Origin of the sequence: Emticicia soli (assembly GCF_037860775.1) — a bacterium.
GTDB lineage: Bacteria > Bacteroidota > Bacteroidia > Cytophagales > Spirosomataceae > Emticicia > Emticicia soli.
On sequence record NZ_JBBEWC010000003.1, the window covers coordinates 400,055 to 422,418 of the forward strand.

Annotated in this window: 23 protein-coding genes; 13 read left to right on the forward strand and 10 right to left on the reverse strand. The window is 39.2% G+C overall.

The genetic code is table 11. The features are described from left to right. The first annotated feature begins 72 nt into the window (after positions 1-72). The 3 genes from WAE64_RS05170 to WAE64_RS05180 all read left to right on the forward strand — a co-directional run bounded on the left by WAE64_RS05170 (position 73) and on the right by WAE64_RS05180 (position 1,629). Positions 73-990: an alpha/beta hydrolase gene (locus WAE64_RS05170; RefSeq protein ID WP_340235163.1), complete on the forward strand. Its 918-nt coding sequence runs from the start codon at positions 73-75 to the stop codon at positions 988-990. Positions 991-1,117: 127 nt separating this feature from the next. Then, positions 1,118-1,339 (forward strand): hypothetical protein, encoded by a 222-nt coding sequence (locus WAE64_RS05175; protein WP_340235164.1) that lies wholly within the window; start codon positions 1,118-1,120, stop codon positions 1,337-1,339. Beyond that, the gene (locus tag WAE64_RS05180) at positions 1,336-1,629 is read left to right on the forward strand and encodes a type II toxin-antitoxin system RelE/ParE family toxin (protein WP_340235165.1); all 294 of its coding nucleotides are present in this window, start codon (positions 1,336-1,338) and stop codon (positions 1,627-1,629) included. The genes WAE64_RS05175 and WAE64_RS05180 overlap by 4 nt, the downstream gene beginning before the upstream one ends. A 10-nt stretch (positions 1,630-1,639) precedes the next feature. Here WAE64_RS05180 and WAE64_RS05185 read toward each other — a convergent pair whose 3' ends face one another. The 5 genes from WAE64_RS05185 to WAE64_RS05205 all read right to left on the reverse strand — a co-directional run bounded on the left by WAE64_RS05185 (position 1,640) and on the right by WAE64_RS05205 (position 5,851). Then, a complete protein-coding gene (locus WAE64_RS05185) occupies positions 1,640-2,206 on the reverse strand; it encodes a hypothetical protein (RefSeq protein WP_340235166.1) in 567 nt (188 codons plus the stop codon). A 68-nt stretch (positions 2,207-2,274) separates the two neighbouring features. After that, complete coding sequence (locus WAE64_RS05190; RefSeq protein WP_340235167.1) at positions 2,275-2,448, reverse strand: hypothetical protein; 174 nt, start codon at positions 2,446-2,448, stop codon at positions 2,275-2,277. Positions 2,449-2,557: 109 nt separating this feature from the next. Continuing rightward, positions 2,558-3,703: a MalY/PatB family protein gene (locus WAE64_RS05195; protein ID WP_340235168.1), complete on the reverse strand. Its 1,146-nt coding sequence runs from the start codon at positions 3,701-3,703 to the stop codon at positions 2,558-2,560. 16 nt (positions 3,704-3,719) lie between these two features. Further along, on the reverse strand, positions 3,720-4,532 hold the full coding sequence (locus WAE64_RS05200; RefSeq protein WP_340235169.1) for a 5'-methylthioadenosine/adenosylhomocysteine nucleosidase: 813 nt from the start codon (positions 4,530-4,532) through the stop codon (positions 3,720-3,722). Positions 4,533-4,543: 11 nt separating this feature from the next. Next, entirely contained in the window at positions 4,544-5,851 is a 1,308-nt protein-coding gene (locus WAE64_RS05205; protein ID WP_340235170.1) for an NCS2 family permease, read from the reverse strand. 86 nt (positions 5,852-5,937) lie between these two features. On the opposite strand from WAE64_RS05205, the gene WAE64_RS05210 reads away from it, so the two are divergent. From WAE64_RS05210 to WAE64_RS05220, 3 genes are all read left to right on the forward strand, one after another. Further along, positions 5,938-7,230, forward strand: a complete 1,293-nt coding sequence (locus tag WAE64_RS05210) for a Gfo/Idh/MocA family protein (protein WP_340235171.1) — start codon at positions 5,938-5,940, stop codon at positions 7,228-7,230. A gap of 180 nt (positions 7,231-7,410) precedes the next feature. After that, positions 7,411-8,811 (forward strand): AAA family ATPase, encoded by a 1,401-nt coding sequence (locus WAE64_RS05215; protein WP_340235172.1) that lies wholly within the window; start codon positions 7,411-7,413, stop codon positions 8,809-8,811. Positions 8,812-8,912: 101 nt separating this feature from the next. Next, positions 8,913-9,395, forward strand: coding sequence for an LURP-one-related family protein (locus tag WAE64_RS05220; RefSeq protein WP_340235173.1), 483 nt, complete (start codon positions 8,913-8,915; stop codon positions 9,393-9,395). A 96-nt stretch (positions 9,396-9,491) separates the two neighbouring features. Here the strand turns inward: WAE64_RS05220 and WAE64_RS05225 are convergent, their stop codons facing one another. The 3 genes from WAE64_RS05225 to WAE64_RS05235 form a co-directional block, all read right to left on the reverse strand. Continuing rightward, on the reverse strand, positions 9,492-10,349 hold the full coding sequence (locus WAE64_RS05225) for a helix-turn-helix domain-containing protein (protein ID WP_340235174.1): 858 nt from the start codon (positions 10,347-10,349) through the stop codon (positions 9,492-9,494). A 109-nt stretch (positions 10,350-10,458) separates the two neighbouring features. Then, positions 10,459-11,367 carry an alpha/beta fold hydrolase gene (locus WAE64_RS05230; RefSeq protein WP_340235175.1) on the reverse strand — a complete coding sequence of 303 codons (909 nt, stop codon included), beginning with the start codon at positions 11,365-11,367 and terminating at the stop codon, positions 10,459-10,461. A gap of 45 nt (positions 11,368-11,412) precedes the next feature. After that, positions 11,413-11,823 carry an OsmC family protein gene (locus tag WAE64_RS05235; protein ID WP_340235176.1) on the reverse strand — a complete coding sequence of 137 codons (411 nt, stop codon included), beginning with the start codon at positions 11,821-11,823 and terminating at the stop codon, positions 11,413-11,415. Between the two features lie 367 nt (positions 11,824-12,190). Between WAE64_RS05235 and WAE64_RS05240 the strand changes: the two genes are divergently transcribed. Beyond that, the gene (locus WAE64_RS05240; protein WP_340235177.1) at positions 12,191-14,173 is read left to right on the forward strand and encodes an autotransporter outer membrane beta-barrel domain-containing protein; all 1,983 of its coding nucleotides are present in this window, start codon (positions 12,191-12,193) and stop codon (positions 14,171-14,173) included. A 2-nt stretch (positions 14,174-14,175) separates the two neighbouring features. On the opposite strand, the gene WAE64_RS05245 is transcribed toward WAE64_RS05240, so the two are convergent. After that, positions 14,176-14,883: an NUDIX hydrolase gene (locus tag WAE64_RS05245; protein ID WP_340235178.1), complete on the reverse strand. Its 708-nt coding sequence runs from the start codon at positions 14,881-14,883 to the stop codon at positions 14,176-14,178. Between the two features lie 146 nt (positions 14,884-15,029). Between WAE64_RS05245 and WAE64_RS05250 the strand changes: the two genes are divergently transcribed. The 3 genes from WAE64_RS05250 to WAE64_RS05260 all read left to right on the forward strand — a co-directional run bounded on the left by WAE64_RS05250 (position 15,030) and on the right by WAE64_RS05260 (position 18,035). Beyond that, on the forward strand, positions 15,030-15,986 hold the full coding sequence (locus tag WAE64_RS05250; protein WP_340235179.1) for an ABC transporter ATP-binding protein: 957 nt from the start codon (positions 15,030-15,032) through the stop codon (positions 15,984-15,986). Between the two features lie 90 nt (positions 15,987-16,076). After that, the gene (hisB, locus tag WAE64_RS05255; protein ID WP_340235180.1) at positions 16,077-17,192 is read left to right on the forward strand and encodes a bifunctional histidinol-phosphatase/imidazoleglycerol-phosphate dehydratase HisB; all 1,116 of its coding nucleotides are present in this window, start codon (positions 16,077-16,079) and stop codon (positions 17,190-17,192) included. A gap of 21 nt (positions 17,193-17,213) precedes the next feature. Further along, positions 17,214-18,035: a polysaccharide deacetylase family protein gene (locus WAE64_RS05260; protein ID WP_340235181.1), complete on the forward strand. Its 822-nt coding sequence runs from the start codon at positions 17,214-17,216 to the stop codon at positions 18,033-18,035. 57 nt (positions 18,036-18,092) lie between these two features. Here WAE64_RS05260 and ruvC read toward each other — a convergent pair whose 3' ends face one another. Beyond that, the gene (ruvC, locus tag WAE64_RS05265; protein ID WP_340235182.1) at positions 18,093-18,653 is read right to left on the reverse strand and encodes a crossover junction endodeoxyribonuclease RuvC; all 561 of its coding nucleotides are present in this window, start codon (positions 18,651-18,653) and stop codon (positions 18,093-18,095) included. 2 nt (positions 18,654-18,655) lie between these two features. Between ruvC and WAE64_RS05270 the strand changes: the two genes are divergently transcribed. From WAE64_RS05270 to WAE64_RS05280, 3 genes are read left to right on the forward strand one after another with little or no spacing between them, the layout of a single operon-like run. Next, complete coding sequence (locus WAE64_RS05270) at positions 18,656-19,648, forward strand: lysylphosphatidylglycerol synthase domain-containing protein (RefSeq protein WP_340235183.1); 993 nt, start codon at positions 18,656-18,658, stop codon at positions 19,646-19,648. A gap of 31 nt (positions 19,649-19,679) precedes the next feature. After that, positions 19,680-20,831 carry a glycosyltransferase gene (locus WAE64_RS05275; protein WP_340235184.1) on the forward strand — a complete coding sequence of 384 codons (1,152 nt, stop codon included), beginning with the start codon at positions 19,680-19,682 and terminating at the stop codon, positions 20,829-20,831. Positions 20,832-20,854: 23 nt separating this feature from the next. Next, positions 20,855-22,081, forward strand: a complete 1,227-nt coding sequence (locus WAE64_RS05280) for a dipeptidase (RefSeq protein WP_340235185.1) — start codon at positions 20,855-20,857, stop codon at positions 22,079-22,081. Positions 22,082-22,364 lie beyond the last annotated feature (283 nt).

Sequence of the window (22,364 nt, forward strand, 5' to 3'; positions counted from 1 at the left end):
GTCAGAAACAATATTTTTTTTCAACTTTGTAAAATAACCATCCATTATCCAACCTCTCAAAAAGAACGTTCAATGAAAAAATTGTTTTTAACGTTATTCGCCCTGACTGTTATGTCGAATCTTTATGCCCAAAACCAAACTATTTTACTCTACACAGATACTGCACCAGGTTCAACAGGAAAACAAGTGCCCGAAGACTCAAAAACTTCTGATGGCATAACACGTGTAAAAGATGTAACGCAACCTGCACTGATTGTGTATCCGGCCAAGAAAAAAACTACCGATGCAACCGTGATAATCTGTCCGGGTGGTGGTTATGGTATTCTGGCTATCGACCACGAAGGTTACGACATTGCCAAGTGGTTTAATGAAAGAGGCATGACAGCCTTTGTATTGAAGTACCGTTTACCGCAAGAAGAATTATTCGACAACGACGAAATAAGACCTTTACAAGATGCACAGCAAGCGATTAGACTTGTGCGTAAAAATGCTGCTAAATATGGTATTTCGCCAGATAAAGTAGGTATTATGGGCTTTTCGGCAGGTGGACACCTAGCTTCAACAGCTTCTACGCATTTCAATACACAGGTAGGTGAAATAACAGACCCATCGGTAAGTGTAAGACCAGATTTTTCTTTGTTGATTTATCCTGTTATTACTTTTAATGACAGATTTACGCACTTCGGTTCAAGAGATAACCTTATTGGCAAAAATCCGGCGGTGGATAAAATTGAATTATATTCAAACGATAAACAAGTAACAAAAGATACACCACCTACATTTCTTATAAGTACAACAGATGATGGAGTACAACCTGAAAACAGTATTGCTTACTTTTTGGCCTGCAAGAAAAACAAAGTGCCTGTAGAAATGCACATCTACGAAAAAGGTGGCCACGGCTACGGGCTAAAAAAGAAAAACAGAGGCCCGGTAGAGACATGGGCTGCTCGCATGGAAGATTGGTTGAAAGACAGGAAGTTGATGAAGTAATGAAAACGGGGTCTTATGTTTTTTGAACATAAGACCCTGCTAAATTATGTTTTTCTTAAGAAATTAATAGCCAGATATTTTCGTTTTGTGCTTAGAGTGTTAAATTTGTTTACTAAATTTTTATATCATGTCTACATTAGTATTAGATGTAAATCAGGAGCAAGAGAAAGTATTAGAAGGATTGTTGAGATATATGAATATTTCATTTCAGAAAGTTACTTCTACAGAAGATTTCTGGGATACATTGTCTCCAGCTACTAAAAAGAGCATTGAACAAGGTCTTGCAGATGTTGATGCGGGCAGATATTCTTCTGCAAAATCGGTAATTGATAAATTAATGTCTGAATGAGAGAAGTTGTAATTACAGATAAAGCTACAGAAGAAATAGAGGCTATTGCTAGTTTTCTACAGAATACGTACTCGAATAAAGTAAAAGTTGATTTCCTTGTTCGGCTTTCTGAAAAATTACTTCTTATAGAGAAGATGCCTTTTATGTATCCTGCATCTGCTAAAAACCCAAGAGTTAGAAAATGTATTATACATAAAAACGCAGCGTGCTTTTACCAAATTGATGATGAAAAGGTTTATATTCTTGCCATTATTGATACAAGAACTGATTCTGAAAGTAGTAGATTTTAAACTCTTTCATCTACGTCAACCGCCGCATAATCAGCCCCTTTACAACATCATAAAACAAATGTGGTTTCATGGTTCGCCAGTTGTCTATCATTTGTAGGGTACCGCCGAAATTGATGTAAGAATCAATGTGGTAACGTTTGAATTCTTCCAGAATGAAATTCGGGAAGTTTATGGCGGCTATCCAGCCGTCTTCTACATCTTCATACCATTCTTCGTAATAATCTTCTTCGCCTCCGTGAAACTGGAAAATGTTTTCACCTATCAGTATGTATTGATTAATGCCTTGTTTGCTAAGATGGTCAATTACAGTTCTTTTCAGAAACATAATATCATTATGCAGCGTATCATTCCACTCGCCGAAAAGCTCGATTACTGCATATCGGAGGTCGTAATCAGCTATTAGTATTTTGCAGTAAAGTGTTTCTGAGCCGATAGAATCCCAGTTAGGGTCAATATAGTATCCATAAATGGTGTCTTCGTACTCTATACCATAAGTACGCTCATAGAAAGGCGACTTCTCATCGTCTTCTGATACATAATATCTTTGCCAATTGTAGAAAGGTTCAATTTCGTGCATGTGGATTTATGATTTAAGAGGAAATCAGCAAAATAAAATCGATAATCTATCAAAGATAACTGACAAGATTATTGTTTGTTTTCGTAGTTTTTTAGTAGTTCTTTTGCCGGTACTTCCTTTATATTTCCCTGCTTATCTCTTATAACAAGTGTATCATCAGTAAGGGCGCTTTTTTCAATAAGTCTTTTTATTGCAAGATTCAGCCCAAACATAAATTTCTCACTTAATTCAGTTGATTTCATCTTTTTGTTTATTTAAGAACGCTTGAAATTATGATTAATTATTTAGCCTACACTTCTCAAAAAAACTATAAGAAATCAACTGAATTAAGTGTTATATAGTTTTGAGAATCTACTTCACTTCCAAAATAGTTTTCATTCTCCTTACTGCCTCTATCAATTGGCTCATTTGGGTACCAAAGTTTAAGCGTATAAAACCTTTTCCATCAAAGAACATTTCACCTTCTGATATTCCGACGCCTGCTTCTTCCAATTTTTCAGCCAGATTTTCGATACCTGCTTCTCGTACATCAATCCAGGCCAGATAAGTAGCTTCTAATGGCAACATCTTAAAACCTTTAAATGCATTCATTTCTTTCAAAATATACTCATGGTTTTTGCGCAAATAAACCAGCAATTTCTCATGCCATTCTTCGCTGTCCCGATACGCCGCCAAAGCCGCCTGATAAGCATACGCCGACACCATAGGTTCTAGTATATAACGCATATTGGCATATTTAGCTCGGAGTCCATCATCGGGAATTACGGCAAGTGAGCAACCCAAACCTGCAATATTAAAGGTTTTGCTTGGCGCAATTAAGGTTACCGTATGTTTTGCGGCCTCAGGGCTTAGCGTTGCAATAGAAATATGCTTTTTGGTTTCGTCCAATATTAAGTCGCAGTGAATCTCATCGGCGCAAATCACAATATTATTGGCTACACAAATATCAAGCAGCGTTTGTAATTCTTCCTTAGTAAAAACCGTACCGCCCGGATTATAAGGATTACACAACATAAACACCTTTGTGCGAGGTGTAATAGCCGCTTTAATAGCCTCAAAATCAAACGTCCAGCGATTATTCTCTTCCTTCAAAGGTACTTTTACCAGTTTTTTTCTGGCCGCTAATGGCGCTTTCATGAATGGGCCATAAACTGGCACTGTTGTTATTACTTCGTCATCATCTTCGCCTACGCACATACAAGTAAGTGTAAGACCTGGCACCATGCCCGGTAACCACACAAGCCATTCTTTAGGTACTTTCCAGTTATGGCGTTCTTCCAATCGTTTCAGGGCTACTTCTACCAATGTATCAGGCACTTTCCAATAGCCTATAACTCCCTCCTTTGTTACTTTATCAAGTGCATCGAGTATCGGTGGCGCAGCCTTAAAATCCATATCAGCCACCCACAACGGAATCACGTCTTTATCACCATAACGGCTCCACTTTACGCTATCAGTTTGTGTGCGGTCTATTACTTCGTCAAAATCGTAGGTCATGTGTTCAAATCTTAGTTTATAATTTCTTAAGTATTTCTTTTACTAATGTGGCCGAATTATCAGAAGCAATCTTTTTGAATGTTTCAAAATCTACCGATGCCTTTTCGTTGGCTTTATCACTAATACACCTGATTACCAGAAACGGCACGTGCTGTTGGAAACAAACTTGTGCCACGGCCGCCCCTTCCATTTCTGTTGCATCGGCTTGCAGGGTTTTCTGAAAATGCCCAACGGCTGTGCTTGATGTTACGAATGTATCTCCAGTAACAATTGTTCCGACACTTATGTTCGGTTGGGCAGCCTCGGCTGACATTTTTTGTAAAGTCACATCTTTCGATGCTTTTATGGCAAGTGATACTAAACCCGAATCAGACGGAAAATAGAGTGGGTTACGCTCTTTGGTTATGGGGTTTCGGGTAGGGTTGGTGCTTAAACCCTCGTTGGTTAAATCGCCGTAGTCGTGGTAAGTCAGGCGGCTACCAATTACAATATCCCCTTGTTTCAAGTCTTGGCTGATACCTCCGGCTATTCCTGTAAAAATAACCGATTTTGGTTGAAATTCTTTTAGGACTAAAGTGGTTACCATAGCCGCATTTACTTTACCAATGCCTGTTTCACTAAGCACTATTTCCTGCCCATTGAGCTTACCTGTTTTAAACTGAAAACCCATGATAGTTTTGGTACGGGCCTGTGTCATTTGAGATTCCAACAACTGAATTTCTTCGGGCATGGCTCCTAAAATAGCAATTCGTTGTGCTATTGAGTTTAAAGGTAGCAAGCTATTGAGTAATAAACCCGCTAATAATAGGTAAATGTATTTTTGTTTCATTGATGAAATGATTAGTGCCCCAAATAGAGTGCCCAGAGAGCAAAAATATCAATAATTATAAGCATCCACGAAACTTCTTTCGATTGATTCGTAGCAATTTTAATAACAGTCCATGCCAGAAAACCCCAGATAATACCCTGTGTAATAGAATAAGTAAACGGAATAAGCACCATAGCCAGAAAAGCCGGAATGGCATCGTCTAGTTTATCCCAGTTGATTTTGGTAATGGGTTTTATCATCAATACGCCAACAACTATCAAGGCAGGGGCTGTAGCAATGGCAGGAATAATGCCGAGTAGGGGCGATAAAAACATAAAGGGTAAAAACAAAAGCCCAGCCGTAATAGCTGTAATACCTGTTCGGCCTCCTTGACTAATCCCGACTGCTGATTCGATATAAGCTGTGCCGGGGCTTGTGCCTAGCAAACCCGCCAAAGTAGTAGCTACGGCATCGGTCAGTAAGGATTGTTTGATATTGCGAGGTTCTCCGTCGGCATCATATAAGTTGGCGGCTTCGGCTACGCCCACAAATGTTGACAGACTATCGAACAAATCGGTGAATACAAATGCAAAAATGATGGGTATGAGACTTATTTTGAGTGAATTGACAATATCTAATTGAAATAAAAGGCTGAAATCTGGCGCAGCAAAAACACCTTGCCATGTTACCAATGTCTTTTGCCCGAAATTGACAGCAGAGGCATCGCCCCACAGCCTACCGATAGGAATAGCCAGAAAAGTAGTAAGCAAAATACCAATAATAATACCACCCTGCACACGCTTAACGAGTAATATCATGGTAACAGCCAAGCCAATCAGAAAAGTAATAATAATGGGGTCGTGCAGGCTGGTGATGCCTAGAATAGTAGCCGGATTGGCCACAATAAACTTGGCATTGGCAAATCCAATAAGGGTAATAAAAAGCCCAATACCTGCCGAAATTGCATAGCGCAGTGGTTTAGGAATAGCCTTGACGATTTGCGAACGGATATTAAAAACCGACAAAATCAAAAACAAAACACCTGCCCAGAAAACCGCACCTAAAGCCACCTGCCACGAAATACCCATGCCTTTTACAGCCGTAAAAGTAAAAAAGGCATTCATGCCCATACCTGGTGCTACTACAATAGGATTTTTGGCATAGATGCCCATCATAAGGCTGGAGAAAAACGAAAGCAGAACTGTGGCGGTAAGCACACCATTGAACGACATACCCGATTGGCTCAGGATTGCAGGGTTTACCACAATGATATACATCGTAGCCAGAAAAGTAGAAACACCTGCAAGGATTTCGGTTTTTAGCTGAGGTTTAGGTAGCATAAGGCTAATCTTTTGCAAATTGTTTTGCAAGATAAATGGATAAAACTTAATTTTCTGAAAATCTATTCAAAACACTAAATTAAATCATGAATCGTAAAGATTTTATTCGTACTTCTGCCTTAGCCACAGGGGCATTAGTTTCTCGTCCGTTTATAACGTATGCTTCACAAGCCAAATACAAAACCGCGTTGATAGGTTCAGGCTGGTGGGGAACCAATATTGTAAGAGAAGCCATTAAATCGGGCGAATGCCAGATTGTAGCTATTTGTGATGTTGACGACAGACAAATTAAACGATGCCAGGCTGAAATAGCAAAGTTGACTAACGACCAACCAAGAATTTATAAAAATTATCAGGAGCTATTACAGAAAGAAAAACCTGAAATAGTAATAAATGCTACGCCTGACCACTGGCATGCTTTGATTGCCATTGATGCCATGAAAGCCGGCGCACACGTGTATCTTGAAAAACCAATCGGGCATACAATCAACGAGGGTAAAGCTATTTTGAAAACTGCCCGTGATACACAGAAAATCTGTATTACAGGGTTTCACCGCCGTTACTCGCCGCATAATGTAAGCGGACAAGAATTTTTGAAGTCGGGTAAAGTAGGTAAAATAAAAGAAGTAAAAGCTTTTGTAACGTATAATTTCGGGCAAGGTAAAGTAACACCAGATGAGCCAACACCTGCCGAAATGGATTGGAATATGTGGTGTGGCCCAGGCCCATTAGTGCCTTACAATAGAGCTATTCACCCAAGAAACTGGCGTAATCAGGTCGATTTTGCCAATGGTATGGTTGGCGACTGGGGCCCACACTGGTTTGACCAGATATTGTGGTGGACAGACGAAATTGCTCCTAAAAAGGTGTTCTCGATGGCCAGTACTAAGTTTAACACCAACAACAACAATGCGCCCGAAAGCCAGGTAGTAGCTTATGAGTTTGAAGATTTTACCTGTACATGGGAGCATAGCGTATTGAACGGAAGACCAACCTCTAAAACCGAAGAGGTAGGCGTGTATTTTCATGGCACAGAGGGTACTTTCCACATGGGTTGGACAAAAGGCTGGACTTTCTTCCCGAGAGATACCAAGCAACAAATCATTCACCAAGATCCGGTTTTAAATCAGCCTGATTTACAGAACATTGATTTGGTTTTTGCTGATTTATTGAAATCAATCAAATCGAAACAATTGCCATTTGCCGATATTCTGAAAGGCCATAGAGCAACCAACATGAGTTTGTTAGGAATGGCCGCCCTGAAAGCAGGCCGAAGCCTTGAATGGGACAGAGAAAAAGAGGTATTTATAAATGATTCAGCCGCCAACAAATACCTGAGCCGCCAATATAGAAAAGGCTGGACGTATCCGAAAGCGTAAGCTTAAATCAATGGATGATATTTAATGAGAGGTGAGCATTGCGCTTGCCTCTTGTTATTTAAGGCTTACGCTCATCAAATAAATCATACGGTTATTCATGCTTTTCAGGTAGTTCATCATTTATGGGCTTGCTTTCTAGTAAAATATCGACTTAATTTATTTAAAAATTATTCAATTAAAATGCCAACTTACGGACAAATAAAGAGACAAATAGATTTAAATCCTTTTGCTATGTTGATGCTCCGCAACGAGCTGAAAGCACTACCGAGCATTATACAGGAAGATGAATACATTGATGCCTCTGTGCATGGTTATTGGCATAACCAGCATGTGTTGTTGTTGGCTACTACCAAGCGTATTTTATTGGTAGATAGCGATCAGTCAGGCGATGTAGAGGTGATTGAGTTTCCGTATAATGAAACGGTTACGGTGCGGTGTCCGACCCCTGATTCTGTTGTTTTTGGAACAGCCGAACGAAAGGTAAAAGTTGACAATACAATAGAAGAATACATAGCGGCTTTTTATAAAGTAGTGAATGACAGATTAGCTGGCAGAGAACCACAGATTTATAGAGAAAATGATATTTACTCAAAAACCGCTGAGGCGCAGGAAGAATATCCGCAAGGGCAAGCACAATATACCAGCAATCCGTTTCATGTGTTGCTAAGAGGTTTAGATGGGATTACCAAAATGATTAATCCTGACATAAAAGTAAATCAGCCTGAAAAAACTGCCAGTGTTCCTGCAAGCAAACAAACGCCTGTTGTACCGGAGCAAACTTTAGACGAATTGCTTGCTGAACTAAATGCGCTGATTGGATTACAAAATGTAAAAGACGAAGTAAGTAGCTTGGTGAATGTTTTGAAGATTGAAAAAATCAGAAAAGAACAAGGCATTAAAGTGCCGGAGCGTTCGCTTCACATGGTTTTTCATGGAAATCCGGGTACGGGTAAAACTACTATTGCCCGTTTATTGGCCAAGATATTCAAGGCTTTGGGCATACTTAGTAAAGGGCATTTATACGAAACCGACCGAAGCGGATTAGTGGCAGGGTATACGGGTCAGACATCCTTAAAAACCCGTGAAGTATGTGAAAAATCTACGGGTGGTATCTTATTTATTGACGAAGCCTATGCCCTCAATACCGACGATACTTATGGCCCTGAGGCAGTAAATACCATTGTAAAATACATGGAAGACCACCGCAATGATTTTGTGGTAATTGTGGCGGGTTATGAAGAAAAAATGACTGAATTTATCAATTCTAACCCAGGCCTGCATTCGAGATTTAACAAGTATATCGGCTTTAAAGATTATACACCTGAAGAGATTCTGGAAATTTATTTGATTCAAGCACAAAAGGTACAACTAAAGGTTGATGAAGCCGCCAAAAAGAAAGTGTATAAGCTATTTAAGAAACTATACGAAGATAGAGATTCATCGTTCGGTAATGGGCGTTTGGCACGTAATATCTTTGAGAAAACCTACGAAAAACAAGCAAATCGTCTGGTAAAAGAAGGTATTGAAAATGCAGATATAAGCCTGATAAAAGAGGTTGATATTCCGGTGGTGGAAGATTAAAAAAAACTGGGCTTGCTTTATCCTTGAAAATAGCCTGCTATCATAATGTTGAAGGAAAAGACACTCGAAATGTTATTTTTGTATTATAAAATGAAAATAAGATGAGAAATACGTTCAACTATTTAAAAAAAGCGCTCAGCAACAAGATTAATGTTTTGGAGAGAGATTCGGAAGTAGGTTATGTGGAGTTTGATAGCTTTAAAACCGATGTAGCCGGAGAGTTTAAGCAAAAGAAATATTTGTTTAAAAAGAAAAGTTTCTGGAAGAGTGATTTTCAGATTTACAGAGAGGATAACAAGCAACTAATTGGCGAAATAACGTTTTCGAACTGGAAAAGAAAGGCTGAAATTAACTTGATAAACGGCGAAAAGTTTACAATGGAAACCAGAAATTTCTGGGGTACTCAATGGCGTATTGATGATGTAAACAGAGAAGTACTGGAGTTTGAAAAAACCAAGCAATTCTGGAGCAACGAAGGCACAATTACCGCCAATATCAACGATAATGAAAAAATGGGCTTATTGGTACTTCTGGGTATTTTTGTGAATTTTGTATATGAGCGGAGGGCTGCAGCAGCAGCGTAATGCTAGGTATTTAAGAGTTTCCTTTAATAAAAATAGGCTGTAATTTACTGTTTTGTAAATACGGCCTATTATTTTATATCATAAGTCAGTTATTGCTTAATTCTCTGATAGATACTTTTTCTTAAAATTTGATGGACTTTCGCCAGTTTTTGATAAAAACTGGCGGCTGAAATAAGCGGGGTCTTCATAGCCCAAGTCATAGGCAATTTCTTTGGCTGTCATAGAGGTATGTATCAGTAGCCGTTTGGCTTCTAACATAATACGGTCTTTGATTACCTCGTTGGGTTGTGGCAGATTAAGCCGCTTAAATTTGTTAGTGATAGTTTTGGCGGCTATACATAGCAAATCGGCGTAGTCGGCTACACTGTGCTTTTCCTTGTAATAAGCATCAACCAGCACATTAAAGCGTCTGAAAAACTCCATCTCACTGTTGTTTTGTAGCATTTCCTTTCCGAAGTGTTCTTTCTTCCAGATTCTGGTTGATTTAATGAGCAATTGTTTCAGATACGTACGAATCATTTCTTCTTTCGAATTATCATCGCATCCGAATTCATCGTCGATGTATTTATAAAGCGCATTGATAAAGTCTACTTCTTCATCTACTACTAAAATCATTCGCATATTGTTGATGCTGTTGAATAGTAGGCCATCACACGCAACTTCTGCATCATGTATTTGTATACAGTAGAAATCACGGTTGTAAAAAATAAGCTGACCTTCTTCATTACCAACTTCTTCAATCTGAAAGAACTGATTCGGACTTATAAAAAACAAACTCTTTTGCGTGGTAACATGCACATTAAAATCGATAGTGATTTTGTAGCCTTCCGGGAGGTATAAAATCTTGATAAAAGTTTTAAAAGCACCATTATTAATGTGCTTGCTACTCTCTTTATTTACCGAAACCAAGCCCAGTTTTTTAAGACTTGCCTCAAATACATTTTGCTTCATCATAATCATCAACTTTAAGAAGGGAAACTGTCGTCAGAAATCCAAAATTAAGTAATCTTTAGCACATAAGCAGGGAAAAGACATTGTTGCCTTTACCTGCTTATTTTGTAGTTTATTGTCGGGCAAATTTTTCGAGTTCTGTGTTAAATTTTTCTAATTCTTCAATAAACAAGGCATGACCGCTATTTTCGAATCTTACAATGAACGAGTTTTTTAGTCCTTTATGTAATTGTTCGGCAAAGCTAAAATCACACAGTTTATCTTTTACTCCATGAAATATAGCCACTGGTATTGTTATTTTGCTTAATTCGGGGCGTAAATCTGTATCACGGAGAGCAAGCAAAGATTGAGTAGCTGCATAAGGCGATGCTTCTAAGTTGATAGTTTCAAGCCAATTTGCCAAGCCTGCCGAAATGCCGTTTTCTGTTGCTGCAAATCCTTTTCCGAAGTTCTCTAAAACCTGTGGTCTGTTGGTTCTGCTAAGGTTTATTAATGCTGCTGCATCTTCGTCCGAGGCACCGTAAAGATAATCAGGTTGTTTTTTCCACGATGGTGCTGCTGCGCCGAATAATGCAAGTTTAGAAACATGAGCCGAGTTGTATTTAGCTACGTAATGAATCACAACAGCACCACCCATCGAAAATCCTCCTAGCACAGCATTCTTTATTTTTAACTTGTTCAAAACAAACTTAATATCATCGGCAAATACATCGTAGTTGTACTTGCCATAAGGCTTATCTGATTTGCCAAAACCTCTGAGTGTGATACCAATGACTCTGAATCCTTTCTGAACTAAATATTGATATTGGTATTCATACATAGCATCGCTTAACGGCCAGCCATGAATAAGTACAATCGGTTGACCCTCTCCGAGGTCTGTTACATGAAGCCTTACATTTTTTTCAACCTCAATGTATTCTTCTCTCCCTGCTGATGCCGGCTCACGAAGATTTTGGGCTGATAATGAATTGTTTAAAACAGAACCTATTAATAGACTTACTACTAGATATATCGTTTTCATTTTCTTGTTAGTTTAATTATTAATATTTATTGAGTGTATGTATGATTAAAGCAGATGTGGGTCGAGTGTAATTTCTAAATTATATGCCTTGCTCACAGGGCAGGTTTCTTTAGAAATAGCTGCAATTTTTAAAAATTCAGCTTCGGTTATGCCGGGTATTTTGGCATGTAGCGTAAGTGCCGATTTTGAAATTACACCGTTCACAAGCGAAACCACTGCTTCTGTGCTGAGCTCTTCAGGCACAAAACCCGCTGTTGTGAGGTCGGCACTCAACTTCATCGTAAAACATCCGGCGTGGGCAGCAGCCATTAGTTCTTCCGGGTTAGTGCCTGACTGGTTTTCGAAGCGGGACACGAACGAATAAGGAGTTTGATTTAAGATTTGACTTTGTGAGGTAAGGTGTCCTTTGCCTTCTTTGATAGTGCCATTCCAGATGGCTTTTGCTGAACGATTCATGGTATTTTTTGATTTAAGTTTTTGTGTTATAATTTGATGATGCAAAGTTGGCCGAAAATAGCGCATGAGCCAATGCACAGTTTTCTATCTGTATTGTACTTTTTTCCTTTTGAAGATCTAATGTGTGTTAAGATTGAGGAAAAACTATTATTTTAGGATTAGTGACGGAAATATTGTATCAATTAGATACCTTTAAGAATGAGTAGAGTAATATAGATATGATGTAAAATGTACGTATACAGTTAGAAATACAGCTTTAAGCGTATTATGTGCCGCCCAGTAAATTTTTAGATAGGCTTTGGTTTAAACTTTTGTTTTTGTTTACGGCTTTACAAATTTTTGTAGACAGAATCCAAACGTTTATTCCATGAAATCTTACTTTCTAGGTGTTTTGTGTACCTTATCGGGCTACTGTTGTTTGGCGCAGTTATCGTCTGCTACAATTTTACCCAATACAGCCACATTCAAAACAAATATTAATAATGGCTATGCCGGCTATTTTGAAACCAATCATGCTTCAAATCCTGCGCCAGTTTTAGGGGCTTTCAGTAAGTCTATTGGCCCGGGTGGATGGTTTTCTATCGATAACACTAATAATTTTTCGCCGGCCATTTATGCAACCACAGTAGGTTCGGGTACTGTTATTCAAGGTAGAAATACCGGAACAGGTATTGGAGCTGGTTTTTCAATTGAAAACCCCTCAAATACAAACACGGTTTTGTATGCTGTTACCGATGGCACAGGCGGAAGTGCCTATTTTCAACAAAACAATAGCAATGCTACCATACATGCCTTAAATGTAACCACTATGGGTAAAGGCTTTGCCATTAATGGTGTAACAACAGGCACGGGTGGTGCGGGTAGGTTCGAGACTAATTCAGCAAATAATACCTCTCGAACATTAGCTGCTCTTAGTATTGGTAGAGGAAGAGCAGGGCATTTCCAGACAATGAATGTCAACAGCGATTCTACCACGCTGGTTGCCGTAACCAACGGAAAAGGAAACGCAATTGATGGAATTACAACCGGAAGTGGTAGAGCAGGCCATTTTCAAATAGCTAATACTTCTAGTAGCAGTAGTGCATTAAATGTTATCTCGAACGGTATCGGTGCGTCATTGTCATCTTATGCCAATGGTACAGGCAGGGCATCTGAGTTTTTTGTAAATGCACCAGGAAGCCAGGCACAGGCTATTTTTGCCTATGGTGCTGGTCTTGGAAGCACCATAGAGTCGCAAGCATTAGGAAATGGAACTGCAGTAAGAGCCATAAGTAGAGGCTCGGGGCCGGCGGGTGTTTTTGAAAACCAGAGTCCCAACTCAACCACCTCTTTATGGTCTTCAACCTATGGTTATGGTAATGCAGGAAATTTCCAGACCACCAACCCTGCAAATTCAGCCTCTACTATATTTTCGAGTGCTAGCGGTGGGGGTAATGCCATTGAAGCTGTAAATATAAGCACAGGTCGGGCAGGATATTTTTCAATTGATAGTCAGGGTAATACCGCAACTGCCGTTTTCGCAAGAACGAATGGAAGTGGTAATGTTTTCGAAAGCCAGACTACTGGTACAGGTAAAGCGGCACATTTTCAGATAGCTAATACAACCAACAATAGTTCAGGTGTTTATGTAACTACAAATGGTATAGGTAATGCGGGTGAGTTTTATACAACCAATATAAACAACACCAATAATACACTCTATGCTAAAACACAGGGTACAGGCAAAGCGGGGCACTTTGAGGTAGATAACGAATTTGGAGCAAGTCCTGCGTTATATGTCGTAAGCAATTCAAGTAGCAATACTGCTTTTATGGCTCAAACCAAGACAGGTACGGGCGATATAGCTATTTTCAAAGGACAAAATGACTTTATGAACGTAGCTCGTATTAATTACCAAGGAACAGGCTATTTCAATGGTGGTACTATGAACTTTGGTGCCGATTTAGCCGAGTCGTTTGAAGTAGAAGGTGAAAGAAAAGAATATGAGCCAGGTGATGTGTTGGTGATTTCAGAAAATAGTGACAGAACTGTCGAGAAATCGAGCAAGGCTTATTCTGCTTTAGTAGCTGGGGTATATGCTACTAAACCGGGGGTTTTATTAAGCGAAGCGCCTATCGATAGCGATATAAGTGCACAAGTACCTATGGGTGTTGTAGGGGTAATTCCAACAAAAGTTTGTAACGAGGGTGGGCCAATCAAACGTGGCGATTTGCTTGTAACCTCATCAAAAACCGGATACGCCATGAAAGCCGACCCTGCCAAATTAGGTTTCGGGCAGGTTTTAGGTAAAGCTCTACAAGGCTTTGATGGAACCGAGGGTAAAATTAAAGTATTGGTAAATGTGAAATAAATTTAAAGCATACCGTCGGGGTTTGGTACAAAGTTTAGAAAAGAATCAGAGTGCGTCTGGTATTTTTCTGTATCAAGTTTATATAAAAACGCACCTTTCTTCGAAAATCCTTTTTGCTTCTCTTTTAATTTAATTAAAAGACCAGTAGAAAGGATTTTTCTGCTAAAATTACGTTTATCAAAATTACTCCCATAGATAGCTTCATACAAATTCTGTATCTGAGGTATTGTGAAAGTTTCAGGCATTAATTCAAACCCGATAGGGTGAAAAGCCGCTTTATAGCGCAGGCGTTCAATCGCCATTTTTATCATCTGGGCGTGGTCAAATAGCAATTCAGGTAAATCATGCATCGAAAACCACTTGGCATGGTATGTGTCCGAAATCTTGGTTTCATAATCTTTCACATTCACCAGGGCATAATAAGCCACAGCCACTGTTCGTTCAACAGGGTCTCTTAAAGGATCTCCAAACGCTCCTAGTTGTTCCAGAAAAACACCCGTAAGATTAGTTAATTCAAATAAAATTCTGTCAGCCGCCTGGTCAAGGCTCTCGTTAGGTTTCAACCAACCACCCATTAGCGACCAAGTATCACGGTCGGTCTGTACACCACGTTTTACCAATAATAATTTTAGTTCTTCTCCATCAAACCCGAAAATAATCGAGTCGAGCGCTACCAGACACTTGGTCTGTTGTTTATAAAGGTCTAGCATCTAATCTGTTGAGCTTGCAGGTATTTTCGATTTCTGCTTGATAATTTAGGAACAATATTAGGAAAGTAGATGCCGATGCACAACAAAAAACGATTTTTTCTGTAAAAAAGACCTAGTTTTGTAAGCAAAATTGTAATTATAAAAGAATGTCGTTGCTCAAGATACAAAATCTATCCAGGTCTTTCGAAGATAAAAAAGCAGTTAGCCAGGTTTCCATCACATTAGAAAAAGGCGAGATTTTAGCAATCTTGGGTGAGAGCGGCTCAGGTAAAACAACTTTATTGCATTTAATAGCAGCTTTGAAAGAACCAGATGCCGGAGCGGTGTTACTTCTGGAAGATAAACGTATTACGCCTCCTTCTCAGAAACTAATAGCAGGCCACCCCGATATTAAATTGGTAAGGCAAGACTACGGGCTATTTCCGAATATCTCCATACGTGAAAACATTGCTTATGAGCTTCGTTACTATGAAGAAAACTACCGCAACAAGCGTGTCGATAAACTTTTAAAACTAAGCGGGCTCGATAAAGTACAAAAACATTTGCCCCGTGAGGTATCAGGCGGTGAGCAGCAAAGGGCTGTAATTGTAAAAGCCATTGCTGAGCAACCAAAGTTATTGCTCCTTGATGAACCCTTCAGCCACCTTGACGCTGTGAATAAACGTAAGCTGAAAGTTGAGATACTCCGCTTGATTAAGGCCGAAGAAGTAAGCTGTATATTTGTAACGCATGATGTAAGCGATGCTTACGGAATGGCCGATTATCTGGCTATTATGCGTAAGGGGAAAATGCTACAATTAGATGCGCCACAAAAAGTATATCAACAACCTTTGAACCAATATGTAGCCGAAATTACGGGCGAAGTAAACATAGTGAGCCACGAATGGCTTGAAAGCATTGGCTTGGGAACACATAGTGTATTTATCCGCCCTGAGCAAATTGCTGTTTCGCCTGAATCAGTTTTAAAAGCACAAATTTTATCAGTAAAATTTGTAGGTGCTTACCATGAAGTGCTCATTCAAATCGGAGCGCAAACATTAAAGATGTTTAGCTTTACGCCTTTAAAAACAGGAGAAGAAATAGGAATAGTGATTAATACTTAAACTTCATGCTATAGTTTCTCCATCAGTAAGCTACACTTTTCGAAAAACCTGTCTAACTTTGTTGAAAAATACTCTATTTATCTAAAAGCAATGCAGAAAATTCTTTTTATTGACCGAGACGGTACTATTATTGATGAGCCAAAGACTGATTTTCAAATAGATTCTCTCGAGAAATTATTCTTTCTTCCTAAAGCCCTTTCTAATCTTCGTAAAATAGCCGAAGAAACTGATTATAAACTGGTAATGGTTACAAATCAGGACGGTTTGGGTACAGATGCTTTCCCGGAGGATACTTTCTGGCCTGCGCATAACAAAATGCTGCAAGGTTTAGAAAACGAAAATATTCATTTTGAGGCTATTCATATAGACCGTAGTTTTCCGCATGAGAACCTGCCTACCCGTAAACCTGGTACAGGTTTGCTTACTGAGTATATAAATGGTGATTATGACCTGGCTAATTCGTATGTAATTGGCGATAGAATAACCGATATTCAATTAGCAGTTAACTTAGGCGCAAAAGCCATTTTCATAGGCGAAAGCCCAATAGTAAATGCAGAGCAGGAACAAGCTACTGCATTAGTGACAAATGATTGGGATGCTATTTATGAGTTTTTGAAACTTCCGCCAAGAATTGCGTCAATTGAACGTAATACAAAAGAAACCCAGATTAAGATTGAACTAAACCTTGATGGCAAGGGGAAATCGGATATACACACAGGGCTTGGTTTTTATGACCACATGCTCGACCAACTTGCTAAACACTCTGGCGCCGACCTGACGATACATGTAAAAGGTGATTTACATATCGACGAACACCATACAATTGAAGATACTGCGCTGGCTCTTGGCGAGGCTTATCTGAAAGCACTAGGTGATAAAAAAGGTATTTCTCGCTATGGATTCTTATTACCGATGGACGATGCCTTGGCACAAGTAGCTATCGATTTTTCTGGCCGTCCGTGGATAGTGTGGGACGCAGAGTTTAAACGTGAAAAAGTAGGAGAGATGCCAACAGAAATGTTCTACCACTTCTTTAAATCGTTTTCAGATACATCAAAATGTAATCTGAACATTAAATGCGAAGGACAGAACGAACACCATAAGATTGAAGCTATTTTCAAAGCATTTGCTAAATCAATCAAAATGGCTGTTAAGCGTGATTTAAAAGAATTAGACAGCTTGCCAAGTACGAAGGGTGTTTTGTAATACTTTACACTAGTCTATCAAATGAAATCAACCCTTGCTTCATGCCTCACCCTTGTTTTGCTTTTATTAGCAAACTTGAATAGCATAGCCCAAAGCCAGCCATTCAAATGGCCACAAGGTGCTCGTATGGCTATCAGCCTTACGTTTGATGATGGCAGGGGAAGCCAGGCAACAAAAGGGGCATCGTTGCTAGATGAATATGGGATAAAAGGTACTTTTTATGTTGTTCCTTCGGCAGTAAAGGGTCAATTAGAGGCATGGAAGAAGGTAGTTGATAAAGGGCATGAAATAGGAAACCATTCATTGCATCATTCATGCAGCGGTAATTTCGTTTGGTCAAGAAACAATGCACTTGAAAATTATACGATAGATAAGATGCGTGCTGAACTTCTGGAAGCTAATAAGCAGATAGGAACACTATTAGGAGTAAAAGCCGAATCTTACGCTTATCCGTGTGGACATACATTTGTTGGGCGGGGCAAAAATACGCAAAGCTTTGTGCCTGTAGTTTCGGAACTCTTCGTATCAGGCAGAGGTTGGCTCGATGAAGCACCCGTTGACCCAAGCTATTGCGATATGGCTCAACTCACAGGTATTGAAATGGATGGGAAGGATTTTGAGCAAATCCTTCCCATTATTGAAGCCGCCGGCAAAAGCGGCCAATGGCTTGTGCTGGCAGGCCATGAAACGGCCGATGCTGGTGCACAAACAACTAGGCTTAGCCTGCTTCGGAAAATCTGTGAATATGCTAAAGACCCAGCCAATGGAATCTGGATTGCTCCTGTTGACCAAGTGGCACGTTATGTAAAATCAGAACGTAAAAAGATGGGTTTGCCGGAGTAATCGTAAATCTATAGTATTAGCCTAATCACTCATTCAAACAATCACTAACTCACTCAATTACTTTAACCTATCAGGGTTTTCGCTCACAAAGGCTGACCAGCCCTTCTTTTTTGAGGCATTGCCCGTGAGTGCCTTAGTTTTGCCATGCATATAATGGCACACCGCTACACCAACGGCATCGGTAGCATCAAAAAACGGGGTATCTAATTTCATTTTGAATATCTGTTCGAGCATATAGGCTACTTGCTCTTTGCTTGCATTTCCGCTACCCGTAACCGATTGCTTAACTGTTTTGGGCAGATATTCAACAATGGGCACATCTCGGTTAAGTGCCGCAGCTATGGCTACACCCTGCGCACGGCCCAATTTAAGCATAGATTGCACGTTTACACCGTAAAATGGAGCTTCAATAGCCATTTCGTCGGGGAGGTACTCCTCAATGAGTTGTGTCATTCTTTCATAAATCTTCTTTAGTTTCAGCTCGTGTGTGCTATATTTGTCAAGTCTTAAAACGCCATATTGAATCAGGGAAAGCGCATTTCCTTCAACCGAAATAATTCCGTACCCCATGATTCTTGTACCAGGGTCAACACCTAAAATGATTTTCTCTTTATTCATATATGCAAATTAACTCAAAAATCTTTGACTTTACTGTTAAACAAGCCTTGTGGATAATAAAAAATATCCTCTTTGCAGCAGTATTGTTTTCGGTGTATCTTTTGCTGAAAGAAAAAGGAGAAAGTATTAATGAGGTACTCAGGCATTTAAGGCAAATACCTATTACAGCCAGTATCTGGGTAGTGCTACTTCTGATTCCTGTAAACTGGGCATTTGAAGCATGGAAGTGGCAAAGGTTAGCCCTAAAAGTAGAACAAATCAGTTTTTGGGAGGCATATCAGGGTGTGCTTGCAGGCTTAGCTTTGTCAACTTTTACCCCTATGATGATAGGCGATTATGCCGGAAAAATACTGATGCTTAAGACCCAAAAGCGCACAGCAAGCATAGGGGCTATTTTGCTAGGCAATGGTATGCAACTATACGTCTCGTTGTTGTTTGGGGCTTTAAGTTATGCTTACTTTATATATATAGCTCAGCCCAAACCTGTTGCACTGCATTGGTCTATTCTTGGCCTATTAGTTATTCTTCTACTACTAGGCATCTGGATAGCGTTTAGCCTGCAACGCATAAATTTTCTTGATTCAAGTCAAAAAATCATCCGAACAATAGGGCAGTACCTCGTTGTGTTGAAAACCTATAGACTAGTCGAAATCAGAGATATATTTCTGATAGCCACAGGCAGATACATTACTTTTTCTATTCAGTTTTTATTTGTATTGCAATTGTTTAAAATTGAGCTTCCTCTTGTGGTATTGCTGGCGGGTATTGGCATTGTGTTTCTTACCAAAACATTAGGCGCAGCTTTTAATTTTCTGGGCGACTTAAGTATGCGGGCTATTACCTCAGTTTATTATTTTAGTTATTTCGGAGTGCAACTTTCGTTAATCACTACCGCTACTTTTACTATCTGGCTTGTTAATGTATTGTTTCCGGTTTTTATCGGGAGCGTGTTTGTGTTAACTTTGAGATTTTCGAACCTAAAGGCTTCTGCATAGTCATAAGTCTTTGTAAATCTTTTCATTATACGTGCTTGCTACTATTCTTATATTAATTGTTTCTGTGTATTTCGTCATGAATTTGGGGCTTGTTTGGGTTTGGCTCAACCACAGGCCTTATCAACAGCAACGCTTTAATAATTCTTTACTTTCTATTACTGTAATTATTCCGGTGCGGAATGAAGCTCAGAATATTATTAGTTTGCTGAAAGACCTTGAAAAACAGAGTTATGCTAAAGATAAGTTTGAAGTAATAGTAGCCGACGACGATTCTACTGATAATACGCTAGCATTACTGAAAGAATATCAGAAAATAAGCTCTATTCGGCTGCTAATTAATCGGCTACCTCCTAAAGAAAACAATGCTTCTCCAAAAAAACGAGCCATTAACTCATCAATCCAACTAGCAAGCGGAGATTTGATAGTAACTACCGACGGAGATTGTAGGGTAGGTGAGCACTGGCTAGCAACTATTGCACAGTTTCAGGCAGAGAAAGGAGCCTATCTTGTTAGTTCATCTGTTACATTTATTAACGATGCCAATAGCTTTACCAAAAGTCTTTGGCAAAAAATACAAACCATTGAGTTTAGTAGTCTGATAGGTACAGGGGCTTGTGCCATGCTTGTCAATAAACCTAATATGTGCAATGGGGCAAATCTGGCCTACATGAAATGGGTGTTTCAGGAAGTAGGAGGCTTTGCTGGCAACGAAAATCTGGCATCGGGCGATGATGAGTTTCTGATGCACAAAATTGCCGCCCGACACCCCGATAAAGTGTATTTTCTGAAAAGCCAACAGGCTATTGTAGAAACACAAGCGCATGAGTCGCTCAAGTCGTTTTATTACCAGCGTAAAAGATGGGCAAGTAAATGGAGACATTACAATAACCCCATCACTACGGCACTGGCAGTTTTTATTTTTCTGGCAAATTTCTCCTTGGTTCTCACGGCAATATTACATTTGTTAAGCAAAATTAGCTTTGAAAACCTACTGATTATTTTTGCAATCAAATTTTCAGCAGAGCTTCTTTTTTTACTGTTGGTTCTTAGCTTTTTGCGCAAAAAAAGTTTAATTTGGCTCATTCCTTTTGTACAAATCATTTACCCATGCTACGTCACATTTTTTGGGTTCGTAGCTCAGGGGAAAAATGAATATGTATGGAAAGGCCGTAAACTTCAATAAGCACCCTCACTAAACTAGACTAAATGAAAAAATTATTATTGCTCCTCTTTTTACCTGCACTGGTTTTTGCACAAAGCAAAGAAGAACAACGTCTGCTGAAAAAAGCTGATAAAATTCATGCTCGTGCCTATACTGTAGATACCCATGCCGATGTGCCAATTAATATGATAGAGATGGAAGGCTTTGATATTGGTGTAAAGCACAATTACGATACAGATGGTACACAGATTGATTTTCCTAGAATGAAGGAAGGCGGAATGGATGCCATGTTTTTTGCAGTATATCTGGCACAAGGTAAACGCACACCCGAAGGAAATGCAAAAGCAAAAGAAGATGCATTGAAAATTTTTACGGCCATACATGATGCTGTGAAGAAATACCCCGACATGGCCGAACTGGTTACAAGTGCTAAAGAAGGCTATGCTACGCACAAAAAAGGAAAGCTAGGGGTATTTATAGGCATGGAAAACGGTTGGCCGGTAGGGCACGACCTTGCAAACTTGAAATTGTATTATGATTTAGGCTTACGTTACATTACGTTATCACACTCTTTCAATAATGATTTAAGCGATTCATCGGGCGACCCGGAAGGTGGCGAACATGGCGGTGTAAGCAAACTAGGCGAAGCGTGTATTGCCGAAATGAATAAACTAGGCATTGTAGTTGATGTATCTCATATATCTGACTCAGCGTTTTATGATGTTATGCGCCTGAGCAAGGCTCCTGTTTTTGCTTCACATTCTTCGTGCCGTGCGCTATGTGATGTAAAAAGAAACATGACCGACGACATGATAAAACTGATGGCATCCAAGGGTGGAGTGATTCAGATAAATTTTGTGGCCGATTTCTTGAAAAAAGCATCCCAAGAAGTAGAAGTTTCTATCAAGACTTTACGTATGCAGGCCATGAAAGCCGATGCAACGCCGGAAGATAAAAAGCGAATCAATGCAGAGCGCCGTCAATTAAAATATAAATATCCTGGTGATGTGCCAACAGTTAAAACAGTAGTTGACCATATAGACCATGTAGTAAAAATTGCAGGAATTGACCATGTAGGTATCGGAATGGATATGGATGGCGGAAGTGATGTAATGGGCTGCGAAGATGTAAGTAAAATAAAAAATGTAACCATAGAATTATTACGCCGTGGCTATTCAGAAAAAGATATACACAAAATATGGGGTGGTAATACTATGCGTGTATTGGCAGATGCCGAGAGAATTGCTAAATATTTAGCAGCAACTCGTTGATTACTAATCATTTGGTTTTTAAAAATTGACACTTTGCCTAGTACAATTTTATCAGAAAGCAGTAAAGGCTGATAATTTTGAATCAAAAAGTGATGATAAATTGACTTTTATTACCTAAAATTTTTATCTTTGCCAAAGTATAACATTTTTAATAATATTTATAATAAAATGAACTCTGAACGAGTTAATATATAAAAATACTTAGAAAAGTTTGGAAGGATTATTCAAAGTGTTTAATATTGTGTCTGATAGATACAATATTATCTTAGACTAAATATAACGA

What these genes read in the sequence shown, in the direction of transcription:
- WAE64_RS05170 (WP_340235163.1), top strand. Translation starts at nt 73, where the DNA reads ATGAAAAAATTGTTTTTAACGTTATTCGCCCTGACTGTTATGTCGAAT.
- WAE64_RS05175 (WP_340235164.1), top strand. Translation starts at nt 1,118, where the DNA reads ATGTCTACATTAGTATTAGATGTAAATCAGGAGCAAGAGAAAGTATTA.
- WAE64_RS05180 (WP_340235165.1), top strand. Translation starts at nt 1,336, where the DNA reads ATGAGAGAAGTTGTAATTACAGATAAAGCTACAGAAGAAATAGAGGCT.
- WAE64_RS05185 (WP_340235166.1), bottom strand. Translation starts at nt 2,206, where the DNA reads ATGCACGAAATTGAACCTTTCTACAATTGGCAAAGATATTATGTATCA.
- WAE64_RS05190 (WP_340235167.1), bottom strand. Translation starts at nt 2,448, where the DNA reads ATGAAATCAACTGAATTAAGTGAGAAATTTATGTTTGGGCTGAATCTT.
- WAE64_RS05195 (WP_340235168.1), bottom strand. Translation starts at nt 3,703, where the DNA reads ATGACCTACGATTTTGACGAAGTAATAGACCGCACACAAACTGATAGC.
- WAE64_RS05200 (WP_340235169.1), bottom strand. Translation starts at nt 4,532, where the DNA reads ATGAAACAAAAATACATTTACCTATTATTAGCGGGTTTATTACTCAAT.
- WAE64_RS05205 (WP_340235170.1), bottom strand. Translation starts at nt 5,851, where the DNA reads ATGCTACCTAAACCTCAGCTAAAAACCGAAATCCTTGCAGGTGTTTCT.
- WAE64_RS05210 (WP_340235171.1), top strand. Translation starts at nt 5,938, where the DNA reads ATGAATCGTAAAGATTTTATTCGTACTTCTGCCTTAGCCACAGGGGCA.
- WAE64_RS05215 (WP_340235172.1), top strand. Translation starts at nt 7,411, where the DNA reads ATGCCAACTTACGGACAAATAAAGAGACAAATAGATTTAAATCCTTTT.
- WAE64_RS05220 (WP_340235173.1), top strand. Translation starts at nt 8,913, where the DNA reads ATGAGAAATACGTTCAACTATTTAAAAAAAGCGCTCAGCAACAAGATT.
- WAE64_RS05225 (WP_340235174.1), bottom strand. Translation starts at nt 10,349, where the DNA reads ATGATGAAGCAAAATGTATTTGAGGCAAGTCTTAAAAAACTGGGCTTG.
- WAE64_RS05230 (WP_340235175.1), bottom strand. Translation starts at nt 11,367, where the DNA reads ATGAAAACGATATATCTAGTAGTAAGTCTATTAATAGGTTCTGTTTTA.
- WAE64_RS05235 (WP_340235176.1), bottom strand. Translation starts at nt 11,823, where the DNA reads ATGAATCGTTCAGCAAAAGCCATCTGGAATGGCACTATCAAAGAAGGC.
- WAE64_RS05240 (WP_340235177.1), top strand. Translation starts at nt 12,191, where the DNA reads ATGAAATCTTACTTTCTAGGTGTTTTGTGTACCTTATCGGGCTACTGT.
- WAE64_RS05245 (WP_340235178.1), bottom strand. Translation starts at nt 14,883, where the DNA reads ATGCTAGACCTTTATAAACAACAGACCAAGTGTCTGGTAGCGCTCGAC.
- WAE64_RS05250 (WP_340235179.1), top strand. Translation starts at nt 15,030, where the DNA reads ATGTCGTTGCTCAAGATACAAAATCTATCCAGGTCTTTCGAAGATAAA.
- hisB (WP_340235180.1), top strand. Translation starts at nt 16,077, where the DNA reads ATGCAGAAAATTCTTTTTATTGACCGAGACGGTACTATTATTGATGAG.
- WAE64_RS05260 (WP_340235181.1), top strand. Translation starts at nt 17,214, where the DNA reads ATGAAATCAACCCTTGCTTCATGCCTCACCCTTGTTTTGCTTTTATTA.
- ruvC (WP_340235182.1), bottom strand. Translation starts at nt 18,653, where the DNA reads ATGAATAAAGAGAAAATCATTTTAGGTGTTGACCCTGGTACAAGAATC.
- WAE64_RS05270 (WP_340235183.1), top strand. Translation starts at nt 18,656, where the DNA reads ATGCAAATTAACTCAAAAATCTTTGACTTTACTGTTAAACAAGCCTTG.
- WAE64_RS05280 (WP_340235185.1), top strand. Translation starts at nt 20,855, where the DNA reads ATGAAAAAATTATTATTGCTCCTCTTTTTACCTGCACTGGTTTTTGCA.